The sequence below is a fragment of the Paenibacillus sp. MMS18-CY102 genome (assembly GCF_009789195.1).
In the GTDB taxonomy this organism is placed as follows: Bacteria; Bacillota; Bacilli; order Paenibacillales; family Paenibacillaceae; genus Paenibacillus_T.
Genome location: NZ_WSTC01000023.1, coordinates 13771 through 36936 on the forward strand (window position 1 = coordinate 13771; position 23166 = coordinate 36936).

A 23166-nucleotide genomic window follows, 5' to 3' on the forward strand; every position below is an offset into this window, starting at 1 on the left:
GATAAAAAGGTGTTTATTCGGTCACACTATGCTAAACAATCCAACCGCATCCACAAGCAGCTTAGAGAAACTCAAAGGTAACTGGAGGTAAATATGGATACAATTTTTGGAATGAGCCATAATGCAACATTGTTATTTTGGACATTTATTGCAATCGCTTTCTTGATCGTGATGATTTCCACATTCAAATGGAATCCGTTTGTCACTTTATTGATTTCTAGCCTTGGTTTAGGTCTTGTTACGGGCATGAAGCCAGCAGATACGGTCACTTCGCTAACGAAAGGATTAGGAGGAACCCTTGGTACAATCGCGATTGTAATCGGGTTAGGCACGATGCTTGGGAAGATGATGGCTGAGTCAGGCGGTGCTGAGAAGATCGCGACAACGCTAATCGATCGGTTCGGAGAGAAGAGAGTCCACTGGGCGATGATGCTCGTCGGCTTCTTAGTCGGTATCCCCGTGTTCTTCGAAGTTGGCGTCATCCTGCTTATTCCTATCGTATTCATCGTTGCACGCAAAACAAAAATGCCGCTGCTGCAAATCGGCATTCCCGTATTGGCTGGCTTGTCGACCGTTCACGGGCTCGTTCCGCCGCACCCGGCGCCCATGATCGCGATTGATGCTTATCATGCGAATCTGGGCCGAACGATCATGTATTCGATCCTCGTCGGACTTCCCGTTGCGATTGTTGCAGGGCCATTGTTCGGCAAGTTTATTGGCAAGCGAATAGCGGTAACGCCTGATGAGAAGCTGGTTGAACAGTTCGCGTTGAAAGAGAACCGCAGCCTTCCGAGCTTTGGCATTACGTTGTTTACGATCCTGCTGCCGGTCATCCTCATGCTGATCGGATCGATTGCGAGCATTTCTGATCCAGAGGCAACTCGCGGGATTACGCAATTTTGTGAATTTATTGGACATGAAGTTGTTGCTTTGCTTATCTCGGTCGTATTCGCGTTCTTCTCGCTTGGCTTTGCCCGGGGCTTCTCGAAGGAAGAAGTATCGGCATTCGCATCCGAAAGCTTAGCGCCGATTGCTGGCATCGTGCTTATTATCGGCGGCGGCGGCGCCTTCAAGCAGGTGCTTATCGATAGTGGCGTTGGCCAAGCAATTGCAGATATGGCGACGAACGCGAACATAAACGTCATCTTGTTTGCATGGCTCGTTGCCGCATTAATCCGCGTCGCGACTGGCTCGGCTACTGTAGCGATGACAACTTCAGCTGGAATCGTCGCGCCTGTGCTCGCCATGACGCCCGGGGCAAACGTCGAGCTTGCCGTGCTCGCTACCGGCGCAGGCTCGCTCGTATTGTCCCATGTCAACGACGCCGGTTTCTGGATGGTTAAGGAATTTTTCAATATGACCGTTCCGCAAACGCTCAAATCTTGGACGGTGATGGAAACGATTTTGTCCGTTATGGGGCTCGTCCTGATTCTGTTGATTAACGCCATCGTATAAGCCGTTATAATAGACAAGGGAAGCTTAGTGGAGAGAAGGGGAAAACAATGGCTGATCACAATACATTCATGATCGGAATCGATATGGGGACGACAAGTACCAAGGCGGTCGTTTTCGATACGGCAGGGCGTGCAGTGTCGACAGCAAATGTAGAGTATCCGCTCTATACGCCAACGCCTTCGGTTGCAGAGCAAGATCCGGATGAGATTTTTGCAGCAGTCGTCAGTTCAATCGGGCAAGCGGTGCGCCAAGCAGAAGCAACACCTGAGCACATTCGATTCGTTTCATGCAGCTCAGCGATGCACAGTGTCATTCCGGTCGATGCCGAAGGCAAGCCTCTAATGAGATGCATCACATGGGCGGATAATCGCAGCGCAGATTGGTCGCGGCGGCTAAAGGATGAGATGGGTGGGCTTGAGCTGTATCGGAGAACGGGAACGCCGATGCATCCGATGTCACCGATCGCCAAGCTGTTATGGCTGCGCAACGATCATCCCGAGCTGTTTTACCGTACAGTCAAATTCATATCGATCAAAGAATATGTACTCGCAAGGCTGTTCGGGCGGTATGTTGTCGACCATTCCATAGCATCGGCAACGGGACTGTTTAATTTGTCCCAATTGGACTGGGATGAAGAAGCACTCGCAATCGCTGGCGTTACGCCTGCTCAGTTGTCCGAACTTGTACCGACAACCTACACGCTTAAGGGCATGACGAATGCTTCAGCGGTGGAGGAAATGGGCTTGGCTGTATCGACGCCTTTCGTCGTTGGCGCCAGTGACGGTGTTCTGTCCAATCTCGGGCTGGATGCGACCGATCCAGGCGTTATCGCCGTTACGATCGGCACGAGCGGGGCAATCCGCACCGTTATCGACGAGCCTGCGACCGATCCGAAGGGAAGATATTTCTGTTATGCCTTGACCGATAAGAAGTGGGTCATTGGCGGACCGGTCAATAACGGCGGCGTCATCTTCCGTTGGGTTAGGGATGAATTCGCCGCGTCAGAGACGGAAACGGCGAAACGCCTTGGCATTAGCGCATATGACGTGTTAACTCGCATTGCGGAACGGGTACGGCCAGGCTCGGATGGGCTTCTATTCCACCCTTATCTCACAGGCGAACGCGCGCCGCTCTGGAATCCTGATGCAAGGGGCTCATTCTTCGGATTAACGCTGCATCATCAGAAAGAGCATATGATTCGTGCTGTACTCGAAGGCGTTATCTATAATTTGTATACAGTCATGTTAGCGATGGAGCAAACGACAGGCGTGCCGAAGCAAATCAAAGCAACAGGCGGATTTGCACGTTCACCGCTGTGGCGGCAAATGATGGCGGATATTTTCGATCAAAGCGTTGTCGTGCCTGAAAGTTACGAGAGTTCCTGTCTAGGGGCGGTTGTGCTCGGCATGGAAGCATTCGGGGATGGCGATGCCTTCACGATCATTAAGCAAATGGTCGGCACGACCCATGAGCATTCCCCGAATCCTGAGGCGGCGAAGGTGTATCGCGAATTGCTTCCGATCTTCGTCAGCATTTCCCGCAAGCTGGAAGAAGAGTATGCGAGTATCGCGAAGTTTCAGCAGAAGCTGTTTTATGAATAATGAACGCGAACTAACCGACCCAATAGGGTATGCTTTTCTACCCTAAACGCACATTGGCGTGCAAATCGACCGAATAGGGCATGTTTTTCTGCCCTAAACGCACGTTGGCGTGCAAATTGACCAAATAGGGCATGTTTTTCTACTCTAATCCCACTCTGGTGCGCTATCCGGCCATAGTGGGGGAAGAGACATAAAGAAAAGGGCTTCGAGAACAATCTCGACAACTAGACGAGCGCTTAGGTGCTCGTTTTTCTATTGATGAAACGGAAATGGAGGGAAATGGTGGAAAGAACGAATTGTATACGTTGGTGAGAGCCAATTCGAGAAGCCTAAAAATCAGTTATGTCGTTGTATGATCTTGAGAAGGGACCAGACGGGAATTGGGTTGAAATTAGTGATTAAGCGTGCTATGATATACCTAATTTCGTGATTGGAGTTGAAGTGGAACATGTGGACTTTCTTGCTGAACGTATAAATAAAACAACATATGCGATGCTTTTTTTCGCATGTTTTATTTTTATATGCAAGAAAGTTACGGCTTCTTCTTTAACTCAATCCAAATATCCTTTTCTAACCCCGTCATAGGGGTAGATTTGCTGTATATTTATTTGAGCTACGGGAAGGTAACTTTCTTGTAGCTCTTATTTTTTATACAGGGGGACAACTAGATGTCATTAATTAATGTAAAGAACCTTACGTTTGCTTACGACGGCAGCTACGATAACATATTTGAGAACGTGAGCTTTCAGATCGATACCGATTGGAAATTAGGATTCACAGGGCGGAACGGCAGAGGGAAAACGACATTTCTTAATCTATTGCAGGGCAAATATGAGTATTCTGGTACGATCTCCGCTAATGTCAGTTTTGAATATTTCCCTTTCCCAATTGATAACAAAGGGGACAATACCGAAGAGATCATCAACGGCATCGTGCCGGACTATGAGCAGTGGATGTTGTTGCGCGAGCTATCACTGCTGAAGGTATCGGAGGATGTACTGTATCGGCCATTCGATTCGTTATCGAACGGAGAGCAGACGAAAGTGATGCTGGCGGCTTTATTTTTGAAGGAAAATAGCTTCTTGTTAATCGACGAGCCGACCAACCATCTGGATATGCATGCGAGAAAGCTCGTTAGCCAGTATCTTCGTAACAAGAGCGGATTTATTCTAGTATCCCATGACCGGGCTTTTCTTGATAACTGCATCGATCATGTCCTGTCGATCAATAAGACGAACATCGATGTGCAAAAAGGGAATTTCTCTGACTGGTGGGAAAATAAACAGCGGCAAGATAACTACGAGCTGGCAGAGAACGAGAAGCTGAAGAAAGACGTAAAACGCCTATCCGAAGCAGCGAAGCGAACAAGCAATTGGTCAGACGAAGTAGAGAAGACGAAAAACGGAAGCCGAAATTCGGGTTCAAAAATCGATAAAGGTTATGTAGGCCATAAGGCTGCCAAAATGATGAAACGCTCAAAAGCAATAGAGCATAGGCAGCAATCTGCACTCGATGAGAAATCGAAGCTGCTGAAAAATATCGAAAACGCGGACAGCTTAAAAATTACGCAGCTTGCTTATCACAAAAGCCTGCTCGCTGAGCTTGACCATGTATCCATCTATTATGGCGATAATAAAGTTTGCTCAGACTTAAGTTTTACGATTGGGCAAGGTGAGCGGATCGCATTATCAGGCAAAAATGGCTCGGGCAAATCAAGCATTATCAAGCTTTTGTGCGATGAGGAGATTAGCTACACGGGGACGTTCCGGAAAGGAAGCCAGCTCAAAATCTCGTATGTGTCCCAAGACACTTCGCATTTGCGAGGCAATCTGACGGACTTTGCGCGAGAAAATGGGATTGATGAGAGCCTCTTCAAATCAATTTTAAGGAAACTGGATTTCGCAAGGATTCAATTTGAAAAAGATATTTCATCATTTAGCGGCGGGCAAAAGAAAAAAGTGCTTATTGCTAAAAGCCTATGCGAAAAGTCCCACTTGCATATATGGGATGAACCGCTTAATTTTATCGATGTGATTTCGCGAATGCAGATCGAAGAGCTGCTCCTTGCCTGCGCGCCGACTATTTTGTTTGTGGAGCATGACATTGAGTTTTGCAAAAATATTGCTACGAAAGTAGTTAAACTATAATAATTAATTGGGGAAAGGGTTAACAAACCTTTCCTTTTTTTATGGTCAATTTCAAGTTTTGTTAGGTGTGTAGTCATATTGCCAATTGTGTAATCTTAGGATAATATTCACATCAAGCACCATGGAAACATTTCACATTCATAAATGGGGGAGGGGTCGAAGGGCTGTCATAGGAAAAACAATCTTGCTGCATGGTTAGAGATTAAGTTTTTTTACGCAAATGTGCAAACGTTTGCGCGTATTAATTGATGGAATTGATCATGATTACGCACAAAAGCAACATGAATGAGCTAAGGAGGAGCAAAAATGATGATCAAAACGGAATTGCCTTCCGTGGATATTCCTAGTTACGTATACTGCTTGATTCCTTATATTCATGCAAAGCTAAAGGCGGAAGGATCGGCTAGTGCCATTAGCTTATTTTCCAATTTGGATCTTGCCGGGCTGCCTGCTTATGTCCGGGGAGCATCGTTGGATTCAGCGAGAGTGGACTTTCATATCAAAAGCATCTTCGGCTTCGATTCCTTTACGGACATCATGAAGCTCGAATTGCACGAACACCAATACGATTCGTTTGAGTCGGGGCTTGCTAGCATTAACCGATCGTTTGCTGAGGGGAAACCCGTAATTTTGAGCGGAAGCACCTATCATTTGCCCTATTTCTCTGATTACCACAATCAGTGGTTTATTGATAATTTCGGCTACACAATTAATACGACAATGTATATCGTTGGAAACCATTGGTTTTCGGTGTATGGCATCGATGAATCAGGCGTACGAATCTATGATCCGATTCCTAGTAAATTTGCCGGTACGATTCCGATGGAAGATTTTCGGCATGCGTGGGGGGGCAATTCCCTGATCACTGTGTTAGCCAATAAGAAGGATATTGAAAAATGTAAACCTTACGGCCAGCTTGATGTGCGTGTTGGCCATATTTTCAGCCAATCCGAACTGAATGATCTTTTCCGGAGAACGGCTTATACGATTGCAAGCCTCTACTTGAAGGGTGATAGTTTTAAGCTGGGAGAGGAGCGTTGCTGGTTCGGGCTCGCGGCATTATCGGCATTTATCTCTGATCTGGAGCAGTTAGAGGGAGATAAGCGCCACGTGCAGCGGATTGAAGGCATCTTAGGCTCTACGAAGGTAAATCGGTTCCAGATCGGTGAATTGCTTCATGACATGAGGCAGCTAGACTTGATTCCACAAGCAATACTAGATGCGTATTTGCCACTGCATAAGAAATGGGAAACGGCCTATAACGCTTTTGTCATTAATATGGCCCGGAATAAGGATGACATGATTGATCGGACGATAGTGCTTATGAAGGAGGCGCTTGATATGGAGAAACATTTGTTTACGATGCTGTATCGTTACCTAGACGGCACGCCGCTCCTGCCGCGCACGGCAGGGGAATAAGATGTTTATCGTCGACAAGGAGCGCTATGACAAAGGCATGCTTGCCAAAAGGTACGGGGAATTAGCGAAGCTTTCCCACTTCGCAGCTCCAGAAACACGATTGTACGCCATCTGTTGCACACACCCGTTTGACGTAATTAGCATGGTACTTTACTTGCGCGAACGCGGTGGTTCCGTACTGCTTCTGCATGGAGAAACACCGGTGGAAGCGGCGATGTCACTTGCTAAGCGTGCTGGCTGCTCGTATCTGATTCATGCCGATTGGCGTGAGGCAATAGCCATCAGTGGTCATTCATTTAGCGGACCGCCTTCCTTATGCCAATTCAGTTCTGGCACAACAGGGGAGCCCAAATTGATCGCAAGGCCATGGTGCGAGGTAGAGAAAGAAATTGCGTCCTATAATCTTCGGCTCAACGCGGAAACCGGTGAACGCCCAATCATTCTCGTGCCAGTATCGCATTCATTCGGGCTCGTCGCTGGTGTGATGGCTGCAATGGCTAGGGGAGCAGAACCGATTGTCGTCGCTGACAAAAATCCAAAATTCGCGCTTCACGTGCTGAAGTCAGCTGGCCCTTCAATATTGTACGCTGTGCCCTTCTTGCTTCATCTCATCCAATTGCTGGGCAAGCAGGAGCTGCGCCTCCATAAGCTCATAAGCTCGGGCGCGCCGATGAGCCAAGCGCTGCTCCACCGTTTGCAGGCATGTACGGCACAGGTTTGGCAGCAATATGGCTGTACGGAAACAGGCTGCATCGCAATCGGAGCTGATCCATCGACACCTTATGATGTCGGGCTGCCACTTCCGCATCTGCAAATTTCGCTGCAAGGCGCACGAGTCGAAGAGGGGGATGCAGCGAAGGAAATCGTCGTAACGGCAGGCGACAAAACCGTTCACACCAATGACCTAGGCATGCTGAACCATGAGGGCCGAATTCAAGTCCTCGGGCGAATGGACGATTTGATCAATGTATCAGGGCTTAAGGTCATGCCCTCTGAAGTGGAAGCCGTCATCGAACGGTTAGCTGGCGTATCGGAAGTTGTCGTCTGCAAAGCGCAGCACCCGGTATGGGGCGAGTCGATCAGGGCGCTAGTGGTAGCCTCGGATGGCGTCCGGAAGGAAGACATCCGAACCTGGTGCTTGCTTCACCTGCCGCCTTTTAAAGTGCCAAGTGCCATCGATATCGTGGAATCGATTCCGCGGCTGCCATCAGGCAAAATAAGCAGAAAATTCATACAAGAACAGGAGATAACGCCATGAATGTGAATAGAGAGCAGTATATGAGCCAATTGAGGGAAGCGATCGTTCAAAACATGAATATCCAAGTGCCCGAGCAGTTAAAGGAAACGGATCGTCTCTACCACGACTTGAACATCGACTCGATTATGGTGCTTCAGCTTGTCGTCGATTTGGAGGAAGTGTTCGGTGTTACTGTGCCGGAGGAAGATTTGGACCCGGCTGTATTCGAGACAGTTGGGACGCTTGTTTCCTTTATTGAACAGCTTGTAAGCGAGAAGGTGGGCTGAACATGGTAACCGATGCAAAAATATTAGCGCTAAGGCAGGCTATCTCCGAAATTTTAGGGAGAGACGATTGTTTAGCTTCGTTAGGCGAAGACGAGCCACTTCATCCATTGGGCCTTGATTCCGTGAAACTAATCAATCTTGTCATCATGATTGAAAAGCAGTTCGCTGTCACATTCGAAGACAATGAGCTGCTCAATGAAAACTTCGGTACATTACGCATGATTATCGGAAAGATTGACGAGAAGCTGGGAGCACGGGCGTGAGCCTGATGCGGATCGGATGTGTCGGGGGCCATTCAGGGCGGTTAAATGAGCGGGCCATAGATGATCAATGGGTTCGATATCTCGGTGAATATACGGAGCTTGTCCCTATCCCGCCGCTAAGCTTCGTCAAATTGTTCGGCGGGCGCGTGGACAGGTGGCTGGAGCGTTATCCTGATTCGTTAGACACGCTTGCGTCATCTTTAAGGGAGCTAGCTGAGCGTTATCAAGTGAAGACCTTGTATATGAATCTGCCATTCCTTATTCCCTATTTGCTAATGGCACGTTCCTATGCCGGGCTCGATATCGGCTTTCTGTTCATAGCCCATTCGGTTGGTTCTCCATTCTGGCTGAGGCAATGGCTCGCAGTTGCTCCTTGGCTAACACAGCGCGATGTGCTGCTCGTGAGCACGGCTTCTAGCCGAGAAGCGCTGCTGCAGATTTCCGATCGCTACGCGATGTCAAGCCTGATTCCGCTTTGTATCGAGCTTACTTCTGGAGAGGCGCAGGAAGATGCGAGAGCAAGCCGTACAGGGCGCAGAATTTTGTCAATTGGCAGATTGGAAGATGTAAAAAATATCGATGCCTTGCTCGTTTGCTTCGCAAAAATTCATGCACGGATGCCTGATGTAGAGCTTCTCATAGCAGGAGAATACACCGGCCATTCATCGGAGCAGATGGAACGGTATCGGCAGCTGCTGCTCAACATTACGGAGAGGAATGGCCTTCAAGGGAGCGTAACTTTCCTTGGTCCGGTAGATGGTGAGGCGAAACGGCAGTTATTTCAAACATCTGACTTGCTCATTAACCTGTCCACCGATCCCGGCGAAACGTTCGGCTTTAACCTAATCGAAGCGAAGGCATGGGGCATTCCTGTTATTTGCACGAATTGGAATGGATTTCGGGACGTTGTCGCAGATGGCGTGGATGGATTATTGGTTGATTGCAGTTGGGACGAGGGCATGCCGGGAATCGATCACGATCAAGTTGTGCAACATACGCTGCGATTGCTCGGCAACGCTGTTGAGCGGAGCACATTTTCGGCGAATGCATTTAAAGCAGCTGAATGTTACGGTTATAAACGCGTAGTTCCCGAGATTGTACAAACGCTGAAACAGGCATCGATGAATGCCGTTCATCCAAATCGTGAGGCCAAAATGGTAGCGGGGGCTCGGCTTTGTGACCTGAAGGAAATGTATCGGCACGAGAATTTAAGCCATTTGGCACTCATGCATGAGCGCCAGATAACCGTCGCATCAGGTTCTGCAACTATCGCAATGCAAGAATGGATGCCGCTAGCTAAAGCGATCATCGCTCATTATGCAGGGAGGTACAGCCATGCAAAGCATTAAATTATTTATGCGCCTAACCACTTACATTAACGTCAATTGGAGGCTGACGAGCCTCGCTTATCTTTGCACGATTTTGTCTTTATCTTTAAATTTGGCGCAACCGTATTTGTTCTCCTATCTCATTGATGAGGTGTTGATCGGCGGCCATCGGGAGAAGCTGGCTTTCATATTGTCCCTCTCCGCAAGCTTCGCGCTTGGTTCCGTTCTGTTGACGATTATTCGTGCAGGGCTATTCCGGTATCTTGGCATCCGACACATGCTTGGGCTGCGGGATGTTTTGCTGGCTCATATTCGGAAAATTCCAATGGCCGAGATTGAGAAAAATGGCGCAGGCAAATTTTCCTCGCTGCTCGGCTGGGATACAGCTTCCATGGGCAATTTCCTCAACCATATCGTGGTGGAAATGATCACGCAGTGGTTTACGATGCTGTTCGCTATTGCCATGATCTTCTACATGGACGTTCGCTTGGGATGGATCACGCTCGCCAGTATCCCTGTGCTATTAGCGATTCCGCGGCTTTTCATCAAACCGATGAAAAAATATGCTGCCGGCGTACGCTCCCACAATGAAGAAGTGGGCACATACTTGTATGAAAGCATTCAAGGCTCCAAGGAGATCCGGGCATACGGCTTGGAAGGCTGGGAACGGCAGAGAAACCAGTCGATGTACAAAAATTTAGTCAGTGTTAGCACAAAAGAAACGTTATATCGCGTTATTTCAGGCCAAACGGGCACATTCGCCTTTAGTCTGATTCTTATCGCCGTATATAGCTTAGGGTCGGGGCAGGTTCTATCGGGAGCCCTATCGGTCGGCATGCTCGTAGCTGCGGTGCAGTATCTCAACAATGCGCTGCAGCCGATTCAAGTGATGAACCATTTCTTCGGCGAAATGCAGCAGAGCGAAGTGGCGATGAACCGGATTGAACAGTTCCTTGAAACCCCTGTTGAGAAAGCTGCCCGTGAGACGGCGATGGGCGTTCCGTTCCCGGGAGAAAGCTCCGAGATATCCTGTACAGAGCTTAACGTTTCCTATGAAGGCACGCATATTTTGAAAGGTGTCGATATTACCGTTCAGCCGGGACAAGTTGCGGCATTCGTCGGCCAGAGCGGCTCGGGAAAATCGACATTGTTCAAATCGCTTGTTGGATTTATGGAAACAGAGTCTGGCACGATTCGCATTCGAAATTTGCCACAGGAGCAGTTAAGCCGCAACGAACTAACGAAACATATGGCCATTCTTTTTCAAGATAGCTATTTGTTCTCCGGGACGCTGTACGACAATATCGCCATCGGGCGATTGGACGCTACAGAGGAGGATGTCAAGGAGGCTGCACGCCTAGCGAACCTTCAGCCGCTGCTCGATTCGATGCCTAATGGGTTGCAAACGGTTGTTGACCATCAAGGCTTCCAATTATCAGGCGGCCAACGGCAGCGTATCGCCATTGCTCGCGCATTGCTGAAGCGCCCGAACATTCTCATTCTGGACGAGCCAACTTCTGCGCTTGACCGGGAAACAGAAGAGCAGGTAATGCATACGATCAAACAGTCGATGAAGGGCAAAACGCTTCTTATTTCCACGCATCGGCTCGATATTATTCGCAACGCTGACATCATCTATGTGATGGATCAAGGGATAGTGCTCGACAGCGGCACACATGACCAGCTCATTGGGCGATGCCGTAAATATGCAGCTTTGGTTGCGGGACAAGAGCATGAACAAGAACGCATGCTGGAGAAAATCGGATGAGACAAGAATCGTTAATTGAATTTTTCCAACGCACTGCAAGGCCCGATCAAGGCTTTTATTTTGAAAATGAGGACACCGGGGTAACAGATTGGATTCCCTATGCACAAATGGTCGAATCTGCGCAGCAGCTAGCCGCGAAGCTGCTCGATTATAAGCCACGCCACCGCTTTATAGCCGCGATCTGGATGGAGCAAACTCCGTCCTGCTTTATTGCATTTATGGCAATTGTGTTCGCTGGCGGCATTCCGATTCCAATCCATTCGTACTACAAGAAACATGAAGTTGAGCCTATCCTTGCAAGGATGAAGCCTGAGTTTTTGCTGGTATCGGCATCTAGGGCTTCGGAGTTCTTACAAGAGGCTGTGGATGAGCACATGGGAGAGAAGGTTGGCGCCTCTAGCACGCTGCTTATTGATGGAGAAACGGGTGACTTGTTTGGGAATGTGCAGTCTCTTTCTGCATCCCGTATTGAAAAAGGGCAGAATTATAGGCCGCCGGAAGACACTGCTGTGCTATTTCTATCCTCTGGTTCGACTGGAATTCCGAAGGGCATTCAGCTAAGCGGCCGTAACCTCTTGTCGAACGTTCATGCTATTCAAGGCTATTTGAAATTAACTTCGGATGATAAGGTGCTGATCGCCAAATCATTCGGGTATAGCTCCACCATTACGGGAGAATGGTTGCTTGCATTAGAAGCAGGCGCAAGCATCAACCTCACGCCGGGCATTTTCCATCCCTTGCAGCTGGTTCGTTTGATTCGTGATTACGGTACGACGTTTCTTTGCACGGTGCCATCGGTGCTCGTTCCGCTGTTGAAGTCGACGCGTTGGAAACCGGAAACCTTGAGCAGCTTGCGCCAGTTGATCGTCGTAGGAGGGCCTGTATCGCCGGAGCACTTGCAACGGCTGCAGGAGTTGCTGCCCTGGACTGCGATAATGCCATGTTATGGCCTAACCGAAGCTTCGCCACGCGTCACCTACTTGCCCGCCCATCGGCTTGCCGATAAGCCGCAATCGGTCGGAATTGCTGTAGACGGCGTTACGATTAACATCTATGCCAATGGCATTCCGGTAAAGAGTGGCATAGTCGGAGAGGTGGTTGTCAACGGGCCCAATGTGATGCTCGGTTATTGGGATGATCCGGCAGCTAGCGCAGCTGTCTTAACCGCCAATGGGCTTAGCACATCGGATATGGGCTATCTTGACGAGGAAGGCTTCCTGTTTATTTCCGGACGAAAAGATAATGCGTTAAACGTAGGCGGTCATACGTTTTTTGCCGAAGCCGTAGAGAAGCAGTTATCCGAGCATCCGCTCGTGCAAGATGTAGCGGTGGCGGGCATCGATGATTCCGTGTGGGGACAGCGCCTTCTTGCTGTCATCGTTATGGACGGGTCAACGATGGATGAAGCAGAAGGAAGAAGCAAACTATTCGCTTATTGCCAGGAGCGATTGCCCGCCGTTCAGCGCCCGAAGGAAATCTATATCGCCGAGCAGCTTCCTAAGACGACAACGGGCAAGCTCGACCGCAAAGCGCTTCAAACGATCGTAAAGGAGTGGGAATATGCAGCAAACAACGGATAAAGAGCTTGAACAAAAAGTGATTGGCATGTTAACAGAGCTGCTTAAACTTCCAGCAGCCACAATTGAGACGGAGGCCAACCTTACCGCAGACCTTGGGATGGATTCGATCCAATTCCTCGACATGTTGGCAAACCTAGAGGAGCAATTCGGTTTTGAGCTGGATGTTGATGATATGCACCCCGAACGGTTCCAATCCGTACAGGCGATCGTTCACTTCCTTCAAGGGAGAGAATGAACATGGCGTCGTCACCGGCTTCCTTAGAGGAAAGGCTGCAAAATCTTGTGCAAGAGCTTGTTGGTCATTATCCCTTTTACAAAGAACTGGACAAGAGGCCTTCGCAGTTTCTTGATCTGCCTGTCATCGATAAACGGATGATCAATGACAACCGCGAGCGATTTACCCGGGAGATGGCTGAGCCGTTAGTCGAATCGTTCACTTCGGGAAGCACGGGAATCCCGTTCCGCTGTATCAAAACCGTACAAGAGCAAGCCGTGCTATCGATGGCGATCCAGCGCCAACGTCTCCAGTGGGGTCTTCCGCTACGGTACCGTTCAGTGCTGCTGGGAAACTCTCTTTTTGCAGAACCGCGGATGGTTTCCTCCTTCGCACATCAGATCGAGAAGAACTCCCCCCATATGATACAAGGGCGCAGCTCCGGGCTTCATTTGATCGCTTGCCATATGGCTGACAAAGGGATGAAAGTGCCGGATACGCTGAAATTCGTTCAAAATTGGGGGGAGCTTATTCAGCCGCTTCAACGCCAGAAGATCGAAGACGTATTCGGTGTGCCGTTGCTAGACTACTATGGCATGGAGGAAATCTGGTTAATTGCATTCTCGAATAAAGAGAAGCAATTGCAAATCAACGAGCAATGCGTGTATGTGGAGGTGCTGGATCCTGAAACTGGACAGCCCCTTCCAGAAGGGGAAGCTGGTGATCTTATCGTCACGTCATTCGTGATGAAAAGCACGCCGTTCGTGCGGTATCGAACAGGCGATCTGGGCCGATTACGGCGAGATGCACAGAACAATCTGATTGTGGAGCTATTGCCATTCCGCGGCTCCCAAATCATACTGCCTGACCGTTCAATATCGCCGTCGATATTCCGCTATCTCGACCAGTTTTATAAGCAGCTGGCAGATGCTTCGGGCATGAAACAGTTTCAGATGGTGCAAGAAACGATGACTTCCTTCCGGCTGCGCATCGTTGCAGATGAAGCCCGGGATGAGGTGTTGGCGGAATCGGCCAGCATGCTTGGGAAACTCTTGAAACAGTGCCTTCTGGCCGATGTGAGCATTGTAATCGAACGCGTTCCCGTTATCCCGCCGCATCCGGTAAGCGGAAAGTTTCAACCGTTCGTCAGCTTGGTATCTTAACGGATGGCACGAAAGGGACGATGAGGATGAAAAGGGTAACCCCTGACGACGTAATTAAGCTAGCAGCGATGGAATGTGCGGCGTCGTGCATCACGACAGCTCTTCATATGCACGGCTGCGATTACCGGTATTTTTTGCTCGGCTACTGGAATTTGACATATTTCTCGGGGACGTTGATGTCTGGCAAACATGTTCGCCATCTCGATCTGGAATCCGTCTTCGGTGTTCAAAAAACGTTGCATGCTGGATCCCCTGATGACCTGCGCGGAGCGTTGAAGGAACAGGCGATCATGCTCATGTTATGCCATGCCTCTAAGCTGCAATTTTTCCCGAAAAATCAGCTGTCGCTAGAGTCAGAAGGCTTCCAGCATTATATTCTTATCTACGGCTACGACGTGGAGTCTGGGCAGTTCTTGATTATTGATCCGATCGCTGATTATATCGGCAGGATGACGGATGAGGAGTTATATGCGTGCAGCGTACGTAAAGACCTTCGGTTTTATAGCTTGGTGTTCCCGCTGCATGCGAAGCAAACCAATCATTACGATGTCATTCGACAGGAGACGGAGCGCAATCTCGCCAGCTATATGAAGGATGAAACGAACGATGGCGGCAATGCGATCAGCCAGTTCAGCTCAGACTTAGCGGGTATAGCTGAGCGTCCTGCTGAGGAACGGAATGCCTGGATCGAACGGAACAACATCTCCATTTCCTCTATTATTAAGAGCAGGGCTTTAATCGGGGAAATTTATCGGTCGTTCCAGTTATTAGAGGAAGAGGGACCGGATCAGCAAACAGGCTCGATCGAACAAATTATTAAACTATGGACGACGGTCAATTTTCTAATGCTTAAATTTAAACGAAGCCCGGCGAATGCGAGCCTAATAGTTTCACTTCGGCAAAAGTTAGAGGCGGTGAAGGCAGCAGAGGCCGAACTGCTCGATTTTCTGCGTCAGAAAGGGCGGGAACAGTGTGAAGTATAACCTGTGTACGATTTCCTTTCGCCATCAGCTTGTTTCATTGCGTGAACTCATTCAATTCGCACATAAGACAGGCTACTCTGGCATCGAGCTATGGGGGGTTCATGCCCGTTCGCTTATCCGTCACGATCCGATTGGACTTGCGAGATTGGTGCCGCAGATGCACCGCAATCAAATCGAAGTGGGCATGATCAGCGATTACCTGGACTTGCTGTCACCGAGTGGGTTCGAAGGGCAAGAAGCCAAGTGGAAGGAGCTTGTTAGCCTTGCCCGGCTGTTTCGAACGGACAAGCTGCGCATTTTTGCTGGCAATCAGGCTAGTGCAGCGGCATCCAGAGAAAGCTGGGAGCAATGCATGGCCAAGCTGCGCCATCTGGCGGACATTTCTTCGGAATATGGCGTCTATCTGATCATTGAAACTCACCCGATGACTTATGCCGATTGTATGCCGTCCATCCTTCGATTGCTGGAGGATACCGATCACCCGTATATTCGGCTTAATTTGGATTTCCTTCATATGTGGGAAGCAGGCTGCACGCCTGAGGAAGCGTATCGGCAATTGAAGCCATGGACCCATCATTTTCATTTCAAAAATGTTCGCGACCGTGACAACTTGGGCGTTTTCGCACCAGACAATGTGTATTCTCCGAGCGGGCATCGAAACGGCATCGTTTCTTTAGCCAATGGCGTACTGCCATATGCCGATATTGTCCAAATGCTTGAGCAAGAGCAAACGCCATTGGCCGCCTCCATCGAATGGTTCGGGGATGACCCATACCAACAGCTGAAAGAGGAAATGATGTGGCTTAAGCAGGTGGAGGAAGCGCGCAGGAGAGATGCTGTTCGAATTGGATAAGTTATTGCAGTTCATGCAATGAGAGACGAGCCAGATGCTACAGGATGTGCCTATAACGTAGAAAACCGGCTTTCCCATTGCGCACGCACAATACAATGACAGCTGATCATTTCCGCGCTCGCTTTGTTTGTATTGTACGAACTGCAATGGGGTGGCTGCAGCATGCAAAAGTAGTAGTCGCCTCCGGCGTCGATACTCTCTCAATATCCAAAGAAGCAGGTATCGATGATGCCTGCTTCTTTCAATTTATAGGAACTTTTAATTTTAATTTATAGGACTTTTGCTTGCACGCCACTTGCTAGCGCAACACCAGCTCCAGTTTTGTCAGAAAGCTTATTGGATGCCAGTATCCAAGCGCTTCAAGTAAGCCCGGCCAGGACACTGTTCGTGGATAAAACAAAACGGCTAATTCAAATTCTTGATCTGCAGACGGGCAAGATGATTTGGACGAAATCATTTGATGCATTATATGATTGCCAGGTTCTCAAACATCCAACGAAAATTGTGGTCCTTATGAAAAAGAATAATAAGCCGACAACCAGCAACTACAATGGTCCGCTGCCCGTCCGCAGGATAAAGAGAGAATAGCTGTTGTCAATGACGATCATTTGCTCATCTATCAATACCCCTGGAAGCAACCGATTCTTGATGTAACACTTGCATTGCCTACAGATAAGAAATACGAGAGCGTTTCGCTTCAAGATTTCGACCTTCAATCCCTTTATGCTGTGATCAAATATAATGGGAGCAGCCTCGTACAATCGAAGGATTATTATAAAGTGGTAGATCTAGCAACGAAAAAAGTAAACGTAATCCCGATAGCGTGGAACATGAGGAGCCAATATACATTGGAAGGAACGGAACTAGTTGTTAATACGTCAAGTATAAGCGGGACCCCTTTTGGAATCAGCACGAATGTAGAACTAACCATTTATTCACGGTATAACTTAAAAACAAACAGCGCTGATTTTAAAATAAACAATATATTTGCCAATGCAGAGTCCAACTGGGCATCCAGTTACTTCGACGGCCATCTCATCCTAACGGATACGGAACAAAAGCAATTCGTTCTTCTTCAAGCAAAAGGGCAGCTTATCCAATCAAGGCCTGCGAGGGCAGGGGATATGTACAGCAGATTAGTCGGATACGATAACGGGCTTGCCTATACGTTAGTTTGGGCTAATGATAAAGTTAAACTCATCGAAGAGGATATGAAAACAAGCTAGCACCGATCCGGTGCTAGCTTGTTTGTTGTCGCAGCAAGTTAAGGCATGTTGACCAAGAACGGTTTCACCGTATTCGCAAGATTGTAACCGCTGGATGCATCCCAGTTCACGGACCAAGTCATCGCGCCGCGGATGTCTGGATATTTGGCTACAGGCTTATAGGAACCGCAGTTGTTGCCCGTCGCCAAACAGCCTAGCGCTTGGTTGACGACAGCCGGGCTCACATAACCGCCGCCAGCAGCAGACGATGTTGCAGGAACGCCGACGCCTAGTTGCGAAGGAGCAACCCATTGCAATGTCAGGTCAGAGAGGGCGGTTAAGAAGTCAACCGTTCCTTGCGAGTAGCATTTGCCATCGCGGCCGAGCATACAGCCTGAGTTGTAGTACTGCACATTGATGACCGTCGTAATGTCTTTCAGGTTGGCGTAGAGCTGCATGTAGGCAGAGGTTTGGTACTGCATATCAATTGTTTGCGGAGCCATTGTAAGAATAAAGTTCGGCCCGACTTTCTGTTGAAGCTGGCGAACGGCAGAAGTGACGTTGGCCACGTTCAAGCCATTCTCAAGATCAATATCGATGCCGTCAAACCCGAATTGGGTAATGAGACCATACATGCTGTTTACGAAGTTATTCACATTCGGAGAAGCGCTTCCGAGATTGACGTTGCCTTTCTCGCCGCCAATGGACAAAATGACTTTTTTGCCTTGCGCACGCTTCTGGCTAATATCGCTAATGAGGTTCGCGTTCGTATAGCCCCCGAGCGCTGCAGACAAGCCGGAATCTACGCCAAACGTAACGCCGCCTGGATTGTTCACGTCCATCTCAGCGAACGATACGACGATAATATCGTATTGGCTTGGAACTGCACTAAGGCGTAAATTCGTTGCACCGTTCACGAAATTTTGCCAATAGCCGGTAAGCGTATGCTTCGGCAGGTTTCCATTGCCGCCTGGATCAGTAGGTCCCGTTACGACGCTTACAGCACTGCTCGCGGCAGACACATTGCCAGCAGCATCCTTCGCTTTAACCGTGAAGCTGTAAGCAGTTGAAGCAGAAAGTCCTGTAATTACAGCGGATGTCCCGGATACGGAAGCGGTGAGCGTAGAGCCCCTAAAGACATCATAGCCCGTTACGCCAACATTATCGGTCGAAGCATTCCAAGCTAAAGTTACGCTAATCGATGTTGTGCTAGTTGAATGCAGGTTTGCGGGGACGGAAGGAGGAGTTAGGTCAATTGTCGGAGGTTGAGTTGTCGCCGAAACCGCGCTGCTGGCAGCGGAGAGATTGCCAGCGGCATCCTTTGCTTTGACCGTGAAAGAATACGAGGTGCTGGCTGCCAATCCCGTGTTGGTGTAGGAAAGCATACCGTTCGCCGTACTTCCTACGAGTGTAGTTCCACGGTAAACGTTATAGCCAGCTACTGCGACGTTATCTGTGGACGCATTCCAAGCTAGTGTAATGCTGGCAGAGGTTGTGGCTGTAACATGCAAGTTCGTTGGAACGGTTGGAGCGGTCACATCACCGCCTCCACCGCCTTGAACCGGTCCCCATAAAGCTGGCACAATTGGCGGTTCCCATCCAACAAGTGAAGTATGGGCTTGAATACATTTGTATGTTGAGCCATTATAAGTGACCGTGTCGTTGGTTGCGTAAGACACATTGGGCGCCCAAGCGCCCCGGTCTGCAGCGGAAGCGGCGGATGGAATGAGTGCGAGCAGCATTGCGAAGGACAGTACAACCGTTAATAACGTGCGCATGAAACGGTAATCGTGAGCCTTTTTCATTAATTAATCCTCCTGTCATCGATTGGATTTGTGCTTGCGGATATATTATCAAATGGTAAAGACTAGCTCTCAAGAGGAAAAATATCTCATTCAGGGATACAATTTATTCATCCAGTGACGCGCTAGATTTACTGTACTTTCGTGAAGGGCAAGGTGACGTAGCAATCATTCGGGGAACCAAGTAAGATGGACATAGAATCCGGACATTCAACAGCCATTAAGGGTTATATAAAGGAGCGAATTCGGCATGAGCATAAAGGGCCAACAGCAGCACGCAATGATTACTGGAGCTGGTGCCGGTATCGGGAGGCAATTAGCGTTAGCTTACGTACAGCAAGGAGCAACGGTCATTCTAATTGACAAGCAAGAAGAGGCGTTGCATGAGACAGCCGAGCTTGTTCGCCAATCGGGTGTTGATCCGCTATGGAGGACAGTGGATTTAAGCGATGCGAACGCCATAATTGGCTGTTTCAATTGGATCGAAGAGAGTGTGGGGAAACTAGATATTTTGATCAATAACGCTGGTTTCGGCATCACCAAGCCAATATTCGACCTGACGATTGAAGAATGGGACAGCGTCATCCATACGAATTTGCGCGGAACATTCCTATGCGCGAGAGAAGCAGCCAAACTGATGAAGAAGGGCGGGTCCGGCGTTATCGTGAACATGGCATCGACGCGCGCACTGATGTCAGAGCCGAACACAGAGGCCTACTCGGCTTCCAAAGGCGGCATTCTCGCCTTGACGCATGCGCTGGCTCTTTCCCTCGGGCCAGACCGCATTCGCGTGAACGCCATTAGTCCGGGTTGGATTGAAACGGGCAATTATAGCGCTTTGAAAAAAAGTGACCATGAGCAGCATCCTTCCCAACGTGTAGGAAAGCCGGAGGATATCGTACGAGCATGCTTCTACCTGACGGATCCGGACAATGATTTTGTCACTGGAATGAATCTGGTTGTTGACGGGGGAATGACGCGGAAAATGATTTACGAGGAGTAGGGAGAAGTCAAAAAAACAGGGAAAAATTCAGGTGCGTATTCCTGGATTTTCCCTATTTTTATTTAGAATACATTCCCAATTAATTATTTCCGTATGAGTGAAAGTCTATTACAATAAAAATAGAAATGCGTATAAAAACCACATTCCATATACATACATGGGAGCTGAAAATGCTAAATATGATTAAAGAATCTATTTATTTTTCAATTGGTTTTGAAGATGTCGATTGGCGAAACGAAGAAGAAGTTGTTCAAAGAAATGCATTTATCAAATCATTTACCGCGCCATTTAACATCAAATGCGGGTTTGCTGGCCAAGGCATGATCGCATTCGACCATCCTCAGATTGATCATTTTCTTGATGCGCTTGAGCAATATGTGCATGAGAACAAGGTGGTTATTGACAATAATTGCGCCTATGCACAGGATTATGAGGGAGATTCAGAATGGTATAAATATTTGCCCGTTAAGTCAATAGACACGGACTATAATGGGGAAATTATAAGCTGTAATGCAGCAAACATTTCTCCCAAACTGAATGTCAGCAGTGGCGCTTCTGCATATCCTTTTGTTTCGGATAAATTTATGAGGGTTGTACAAGAAAATAATCTTACAGGGCTTGAATTTTTATGGTGCAAAGATATTGGGAGGTTTGCCCCTCATCAACAATGGCATATGGCCATTGTAACTGAATTTATTGGGAGAGGGCTTGATGATCCGTGGTTAAATGTAGATTCCCCTAATTTAATTTGGCGGATCACATCAAATATCCTAGGCCATTAGGCCGGATCGGTGTAACGAGGTTCTCGGCAAATTGTTTAGATCCAGATGTTGCGTTGCCGCAGCGATTAAACAGATATCTTTCATTATGCGACGCCAAGTTATTTCATATCTGTCATTATGAAAGATTTCTCCGAAGATATCTGCCGAAAACTGATTTTGCTTTTGGATATTTTCCAGGTTGGCAAGGCTTCTATATCAGTAAAAAAGCAAAGGATATACTTTTAAATAACCGTTTAATCGAGGAACAGGATCGCCTGACGCCAGTCGTTATATTAGATGATTTGCCAGAAGGGGAGCTCAGTTAGATGGCATTGCGCCTTCCCCTGAGTTTTATTACGGGATCCGGCATTATATTGGGAGCATATCGTTTACTGACCTCCAAGCGCTTCATCAACAAGAGTGGGAAGCTTATAAGCAAATAAGCAAACCACCGAAGAAAATATCGATGAATCAAGCTTTGGCGCTTGTAAACAGTGAGAAGAGGCGAAGGCGGGAAGACTTTTGCAAACGGCTTAGTAAAAAAGAGCTGAACGACAACAACTTTCATATTCCAACAAATTGGATCGAGCTTTTAAAGAAAACGAATGGAGGATGCCTTAGTACAGAATGTGAACTCGTTCCTCTCAATGATATTCAAACTTTCACGAGGGAGAAACTTAAGGAAGGGAAAGGCTTTGACGAGGAATACTCTGACAATAGAATTTCCATAGCAGTCAGAGGCGATGGCGATTGGTATGATCTTGTGCTGATTGATGATTACAGCTGTGACTGCCCGGTGTTTCAAGTGACTCACGAAGGCGGAGGTATACTGCGTGAATGGGAAAATATCGCATCGTTTATTTACGATATGATCGTGGAAGAGGTAGAATCATGATCAAGCACAGTTACAAACAATCGAACATAAAGAAGGACAAAAGCTACGATGTATAATTTTGAAGCGATAGAGGAACAGCCTAATTTACATAACAGTTCATTAATTTTGTCCATCGACATTGGGGTTGGGGTTGAAATTGCACAATTTAGAGGTTCATTGCTGGGTTTGTTTGGAGAGCCGAACTATAAGGCCTCGAATATTGAAAATGCGTTTCAATACACGATTTCCGCCATGGACACAGCTGGTGAAACCTATATGTTTACGGTTTATGAAGGCGCTAGCGGGCTCGGCATCGGAGGTCAAAGCAATGATCCGGCTACGCTTCTGGCGGCGAAAGCATTTATCGAATATGTGAAACATGCACCGCCAGCTGAATATGAAGAAAAGCTGGTTTATAGTGATACGGGGAGTACTATCCGATATGGCTGTAAAGACGGTGTTGGTTACTTTAACGAATGTTTGCCTTTTGCTGATGTTGCGCCTACCGTTGGCGAACTGCCCCAAATAGCTCCTAATCAGTTGGATGAGCTAACGGGGATTGATTTTTCCAACATTGCGGATGAGGATGAACGATGGTTTTGGAAAAAAGATTTGTTGAACTTTTCTTCGATTCATTTTCCAACGATACGTGATTTAATGCGGAAAGATGTGAGCCGGGGGCGTGCCAATCCGATCAGCTTGGAACAATTAAGGGAGATCGCGCGTGTTGACGGGTTCGAAGCAGTATTTGGCGCTCAATCCGCTGAAATGGCATTGGTTTCCTTAGTATCGGTGTGGGCTTGGCATACAACAGAAGGCAAAGCGACGAAAAAGAAAAAGCTAGATTGCACATCATTTGCCTGGACGATTTCACGAGCTGTCTATGGGCTTTACGGCGGGAACTTTAACAAAAACCATGCGCGTGCAAATGCGTTGTTCGAAGCTTATGAAGATAAAATAAGCTCGCCAGAAGATACGCTTCGGTTCTTCTATGCGGTTCTTGATATTTTCAAGCTAAAACGATTGAAAGTTGAATAAGTTTCCGAACAATATCCAACATAAGAGAAGCAGGGTGCGCTGGAGACCAACGCACCTTTTACATTTTTTATATATTCCTTGACAGGAATATTCCTGGTAGGGTATATTCAATTCATCAGGAAAACGGCAATGCGATGAAGGAGTTGAGTTGAACCCAAGTAACCAGCAATTGACGAGGTGAGCGA

20 protein-coding genes are annotated in these 23166 nt (G+C 48.0%); 19 read left to right on the top strand and 1 reads right to left on the bottom strand.

The annotated features are described in order from the left end of the window. Window positions 1-93 precede the first annotated feature (93 nt). The 15 genes from GON22_RS17200 (at window position 94) to GON22_RS17270 (ending at window position 17524) form a co-directional block, all read left to right on the top strand. Entirely contained in the window at window positions 94-1455 is a 1362-nt protein-coding gene (locus GON22_RS17200) for a GntP family permease (protein ID WP_160397342.1), read from the top strand. A gap of 47 nt (window positions 1456-1502) precedes the next feature. Beyond that, window positions 1503-3056, top strand: coding sequence for a gluconokinase (gene gntK, locus GON22_RS17205; RefSeq protein WP_160397343.1), 1554 nt, complete (start codon window positions 1503-1505; stop codon window positions 3054-3056). A 668-nt stretch (window positions 3057-3724) separates the two neighbouring features. Continuing rightward, the gene (locus tag GON22_RS17210) at window positions 3725-5203 is read left to right on the top strand and encodes an Lsa family ABC-F type ribosomal protection protein (protein ID WP_160397344.1); all 1479 of its coding nucleotides are present in this window, start codon (window positions 3725-3727) and stop codon (window positions 5201-5203) included. Window positions 5204-5509: 306 nt separating this feature from the next. Next, complete coding sequence (locus tag GON22_RS17215) at window positions 5510-6622, top strand: BtrH N-terminal domain-containing protein (RefSeq protein ID WP_160397345.1); 1113 nt, start codon at window positions 5510-5512, stop codon at window positions 6620-6622. A gap of 1 nt (window position 6623) precedes the next feature. Beyond that, window positions 6624-7880, top strand: a complete 1257-nt coding sequence (locus GON22_RS17220) for an AMP-binding protein (RefSeq protein WP_160397346.1) — start codon at window positions 6624-6626, stop codon at window positions 7878-7880. Beyond that, a complete protein-coding gene (locus GON22_RS17225; protein WP_160397347.1) occupies window positions 7877-8146 on the top strand; it encodes a phosphopantetheine-binding protein in 270 nt (89 codons plus the stop codon). The genes GON22_RS17220 and GON22_RS17225 overlap by 4 nt, the downstream gene beginning before the upstream one ends. A gap of 2 nt (window positions 8147-8148) precedes the next feature. Then, window positions 8149-8409 (top strand): acyl carrier protein, encoded by a 261-nt coding sequence (locus GON22_RS17230; protein WP_160397348.1) that lies wholly within the window; start codon window positions 8149-8151, stop codon window positions 8407-8409. 5 nt (window positions 8410-8414) lie between these two features. After that, window positions 8415-9758, top strand: a complete 1344-nt coding sequence (locus GON22_RS17235) for a glycosyltransferase family 4 protein (RefSeq protein ID WP_237179223.1) — start codon at window positions 8415-8417, stop codon at window positions 9756-9758. Continuing rightward, window positions 9745-11505, top strand: coding sequence for an ABC transporter ATP-binding protein (locus tag GON22_RS17240; protein WP_160397350.1), 1761 nt, complete (start codon window positions 9745-9747; stop codon window positions 11503-11505). Before GON22_RS17235 ends, GON22_RS17240 begins: the two co-directional genes overlap by 14 nt. Beyond that, a complete protein-coding gene (locus tag GON22_RS17245; protein ID WP_160397351.1) occupies window positions 11502-13085 on the top strand; it encodes a class I adenylate-forming enzyme family protein in 1584 nt (527 codons plus the stop codon). Before GON22_RS17240 ends, GON22_RS17245 begins: the two co-directional genes overlap by 4 nt. Then, a complete protein-coding gene (locus GON22_RS17250) occupies window positions 13066-13320 on the top strand; it encodes an acyl carrier protein (RefSeq protein ID WP_160397352.1) in 255 nt (84 codons plus the stop codon). Before GON22_RS17245 ends, GON22_RS17250 begins: the two co-directional genes overlap by 20 nt. 2 nt (window positions 13321-13322) lie before the next feature. Then, the gene (locus GON22_RS17255) at window positions 13323-14462 is read left to right on the top strand and encodes an AMP-binding protein (RefSeq protein WP_160397353.1); all 1140 of its coding nucleotides are present in this window, start codon (window positions 13323-13325) and stop codon (window positions 14460-14462) included. A gap of 26 nt (window positions 14463-14488) precedes the next feature. Continuing rightward, a complete protein-coding gene (locus GON22_RS17260; RefSeq protein ID WP_160397354.1) occupies window positions 14489-15445 on the top strand; it encodes a hypothetical protein in 957 nt (318 codons plus the stop codon). Then, the gene (locus GON22_RS17265) at window positions 15435-16298 is read left to right on the top strand and encodes a TIM barrel protein (protein ID WP_160397355.1); all 864 of its coding nucleotides are present in this window, start codon (window positions 15435-15437) and stop codon (window positions 16296-16298) included. The genes GON22_RS17260 and GON22_RS17265 overlap by 11 nt, the downstream gene beginning before the upstream one ends. Window positions 16299-17146: 848 nt before the next feature. Further along, a complete protein-coding gene (locus tag GON22_RS17270; protein WP_160397356.1) occupies window positions 17147-17524 on the top strand; it encodes a hypothetical protein in 378 nt (125 codons plus the stop codon). Between the two features lie 38 nt (window positions 17525-17562). Here the strand turns inward: GON22_RS17270 and GON22_RS17275 are convergent, their stop codons facing one another. Further along, window positions 17563-19245, bottom strand: a complete 1683-nt coding sequence (locus GON22_RS17275; RefSeq protein WP_442954387.1) for a fibronectin type III domain-containing protein — start codon at window positions 19243-19245, stop codon at window positions 17563-17565. 310 nt (window positions 19246-19555) lie between these two features. Here GON22_RS17275 and GON22_RS17280 point away from each other — a divergent pair, with 310 nt between their 5' ends. From GON22_RS17280 to GON22_RS17295, 4 genes are all read left to right on the top strand, one after another. Beyond that, a complete protein-coding gene (locus GON22_RS17280) occupies window positions 19556-20308 on the top strand; it encodes an SDR family NAD(P)-dependent oxidoreductase (protein WP_160397358.1) in 753 nt (250 codons plus the stop codon). A gap of 170 nt (window positions 20309-20478) precedes the next feature. Beyond that, window positions 20479-21090 carry a hypothetical protein gene (locus GON22_RS17285; RefSeq protein WP_160397359.1) on the top strand — a complete coding sequence of 204 codons (612 nt, stop codon included), beginning with the start codon at window positions 20479-20481 and terminating at the stop codon, window positions 21088-21090. A 445-nt stretch (window positions 21091-21535) separates the two neighbouring features. Further along, complete coding sequence (locus tag GON22_RS17290; RefSeq protein ID WP_160397360.1) at window positions 21536-21964, top strand: SMI1/KNR4 family protein; 429 nt, start codon at window positions 21536-21538, stop codon at window positions 21962-21964. Between the two features lie 48 nt (window positions 21965-22012). Beyond that, a complete protein-coding gene (locus GON22_RS17295; RefSeq protein WP_160397361.1) occupies window positions 22013-22981 on the top strand; it encodes a hypothetical protein in 969 nt (322 codons plus the stop codon). Window positions 22982-23166 lie beyond the last annotated feature (185 nt).

Excerpts from the sequence above, each read along its gene's own strand:
- GON22_RS17200 (WP_160397342.1), top strand. The coding sequence starts at position 94 with ATGGATACAATTTTTGGAATGAGCCATAATGCAACATTGTTATTTTGG.
- gntK (WP_160397343.1), top strand. The coding sequence starts at position 1,503 with ATGGCTGATCACAATACATTCATGATCGGAATCGATATGGGGACGACA.
- GON22_RS17210 (WP_160397344.1), top strand. The coding sequence starts at position 3,725 with ATGTCATTAATTAATGTAAAGAACCTTACGTTTGCTTACGACGGCAGC.
- GON22_RS17215 (WP_160397345.1), top strand. The coding sequence starts at position 5,510 with ATGATGATCAAAACGGAATTGCCTTCCGTGGATATTCCTAGTTACGTA.
- GON22_RS17220 (WP_160397346.1), top strand. The coding sequence starts at position 6,624 with ATGTTTATCGTCGACAAGGAGCGCTATGACAAAGGCATGCTTGCCAAA.
- GON22_RS17225 (WP_160397347.1), top strand. The coding sequence starts at position 7,877 with ATGAATGTGAATAGAGAGCAGTATATGAGCCAATTGAGGGAAGCGATC.
- GON22_RS17230 (WP_160397348.1), top strand. The coding sequence starts at position 8,149 with ATGGTAACCGATGCAAAAATATTAGCGCTAAGGCAGGCTATCTCCGAA.
- GON22_RS17235 (WP_237179223.1), top strand. The coding sequence starts at position 8,415 with ATGCGGATCGGATGTGTCGGGGGCCATTCAGGGCGGTTAAATGAGCGG.
- GON22_RS17240 (WP_160397350.1), top strand. The coding sequence starts at position 9,745 with ATGCAAAGCATTAAATTATTTATGCGCCTAACCACTTACATTAACGTC.
- GON22_RS17245 (WP_160397351.1), top strand. The coding sequence starts at position 11,502 with ATGAGACAAGAATCGTTAATTGAATTTTTCCAACGCACTGCAAGGCCC.
- GON22_RS17250 (WP_160397352.1), top strand. The coding sequence starts at position 13,066 with ATGCAGCAAACAACGGATAAAGAGCTTGAACAAAAAGTGATTGGCATG.
- GON22_RS17255 (WP_160397353.1), top strand. The coding sequence starts at position 13,323 with ATGGCGTCGTCACCGGCTTCCTTAGAGGAAAGGCTGCAAAATCTTGTG.
- GON22_RS17260 (WP_160397354.1), top strand. The coding sequence starts at position 14,489 with ATGAAAAGGGTAACCCCTGACGACGTAATTAAGCTAGCAGCGATGGAA.
- GON22_RS17275 (WP_442954387.1), bottom strand. The coding sequence starts at position 19,245 with ATGCTGCTCGCACTCATTCCATCCGCCGCTTCCGCTGCAGACCGGGGC.
- GON22_RS17280 (WP_160397358.1), top strand. The coding sequence starts at position 19,556 with ATGAGCATAAAGGGCCAACAGCAGCACGCAATGATTACTGGAGCTGGT.
- GON22_RS17285 (WP_160397359.1), top strand. The coding sequence starts at position 20,479 with ATGCTAAATATGATTAAAGAATCTATTTATTTTTCAATTGGTTTTGAA.
- GON22_RS17290 (WP_160397360.1), top strand. The coding sequence starts at position 21,536 with ATGAATCAAGCTTTGGCGCTTGTAAACAGTGAGAAGAGGCGAAGGCGG.
- GON22_RS17295 (WP_160397361.1), top strand. The coding sequence starts at position 22,013 with ATGTATAATTTTGAAGCGATAGAGGAACAGCCTAATTTACATAACAGT.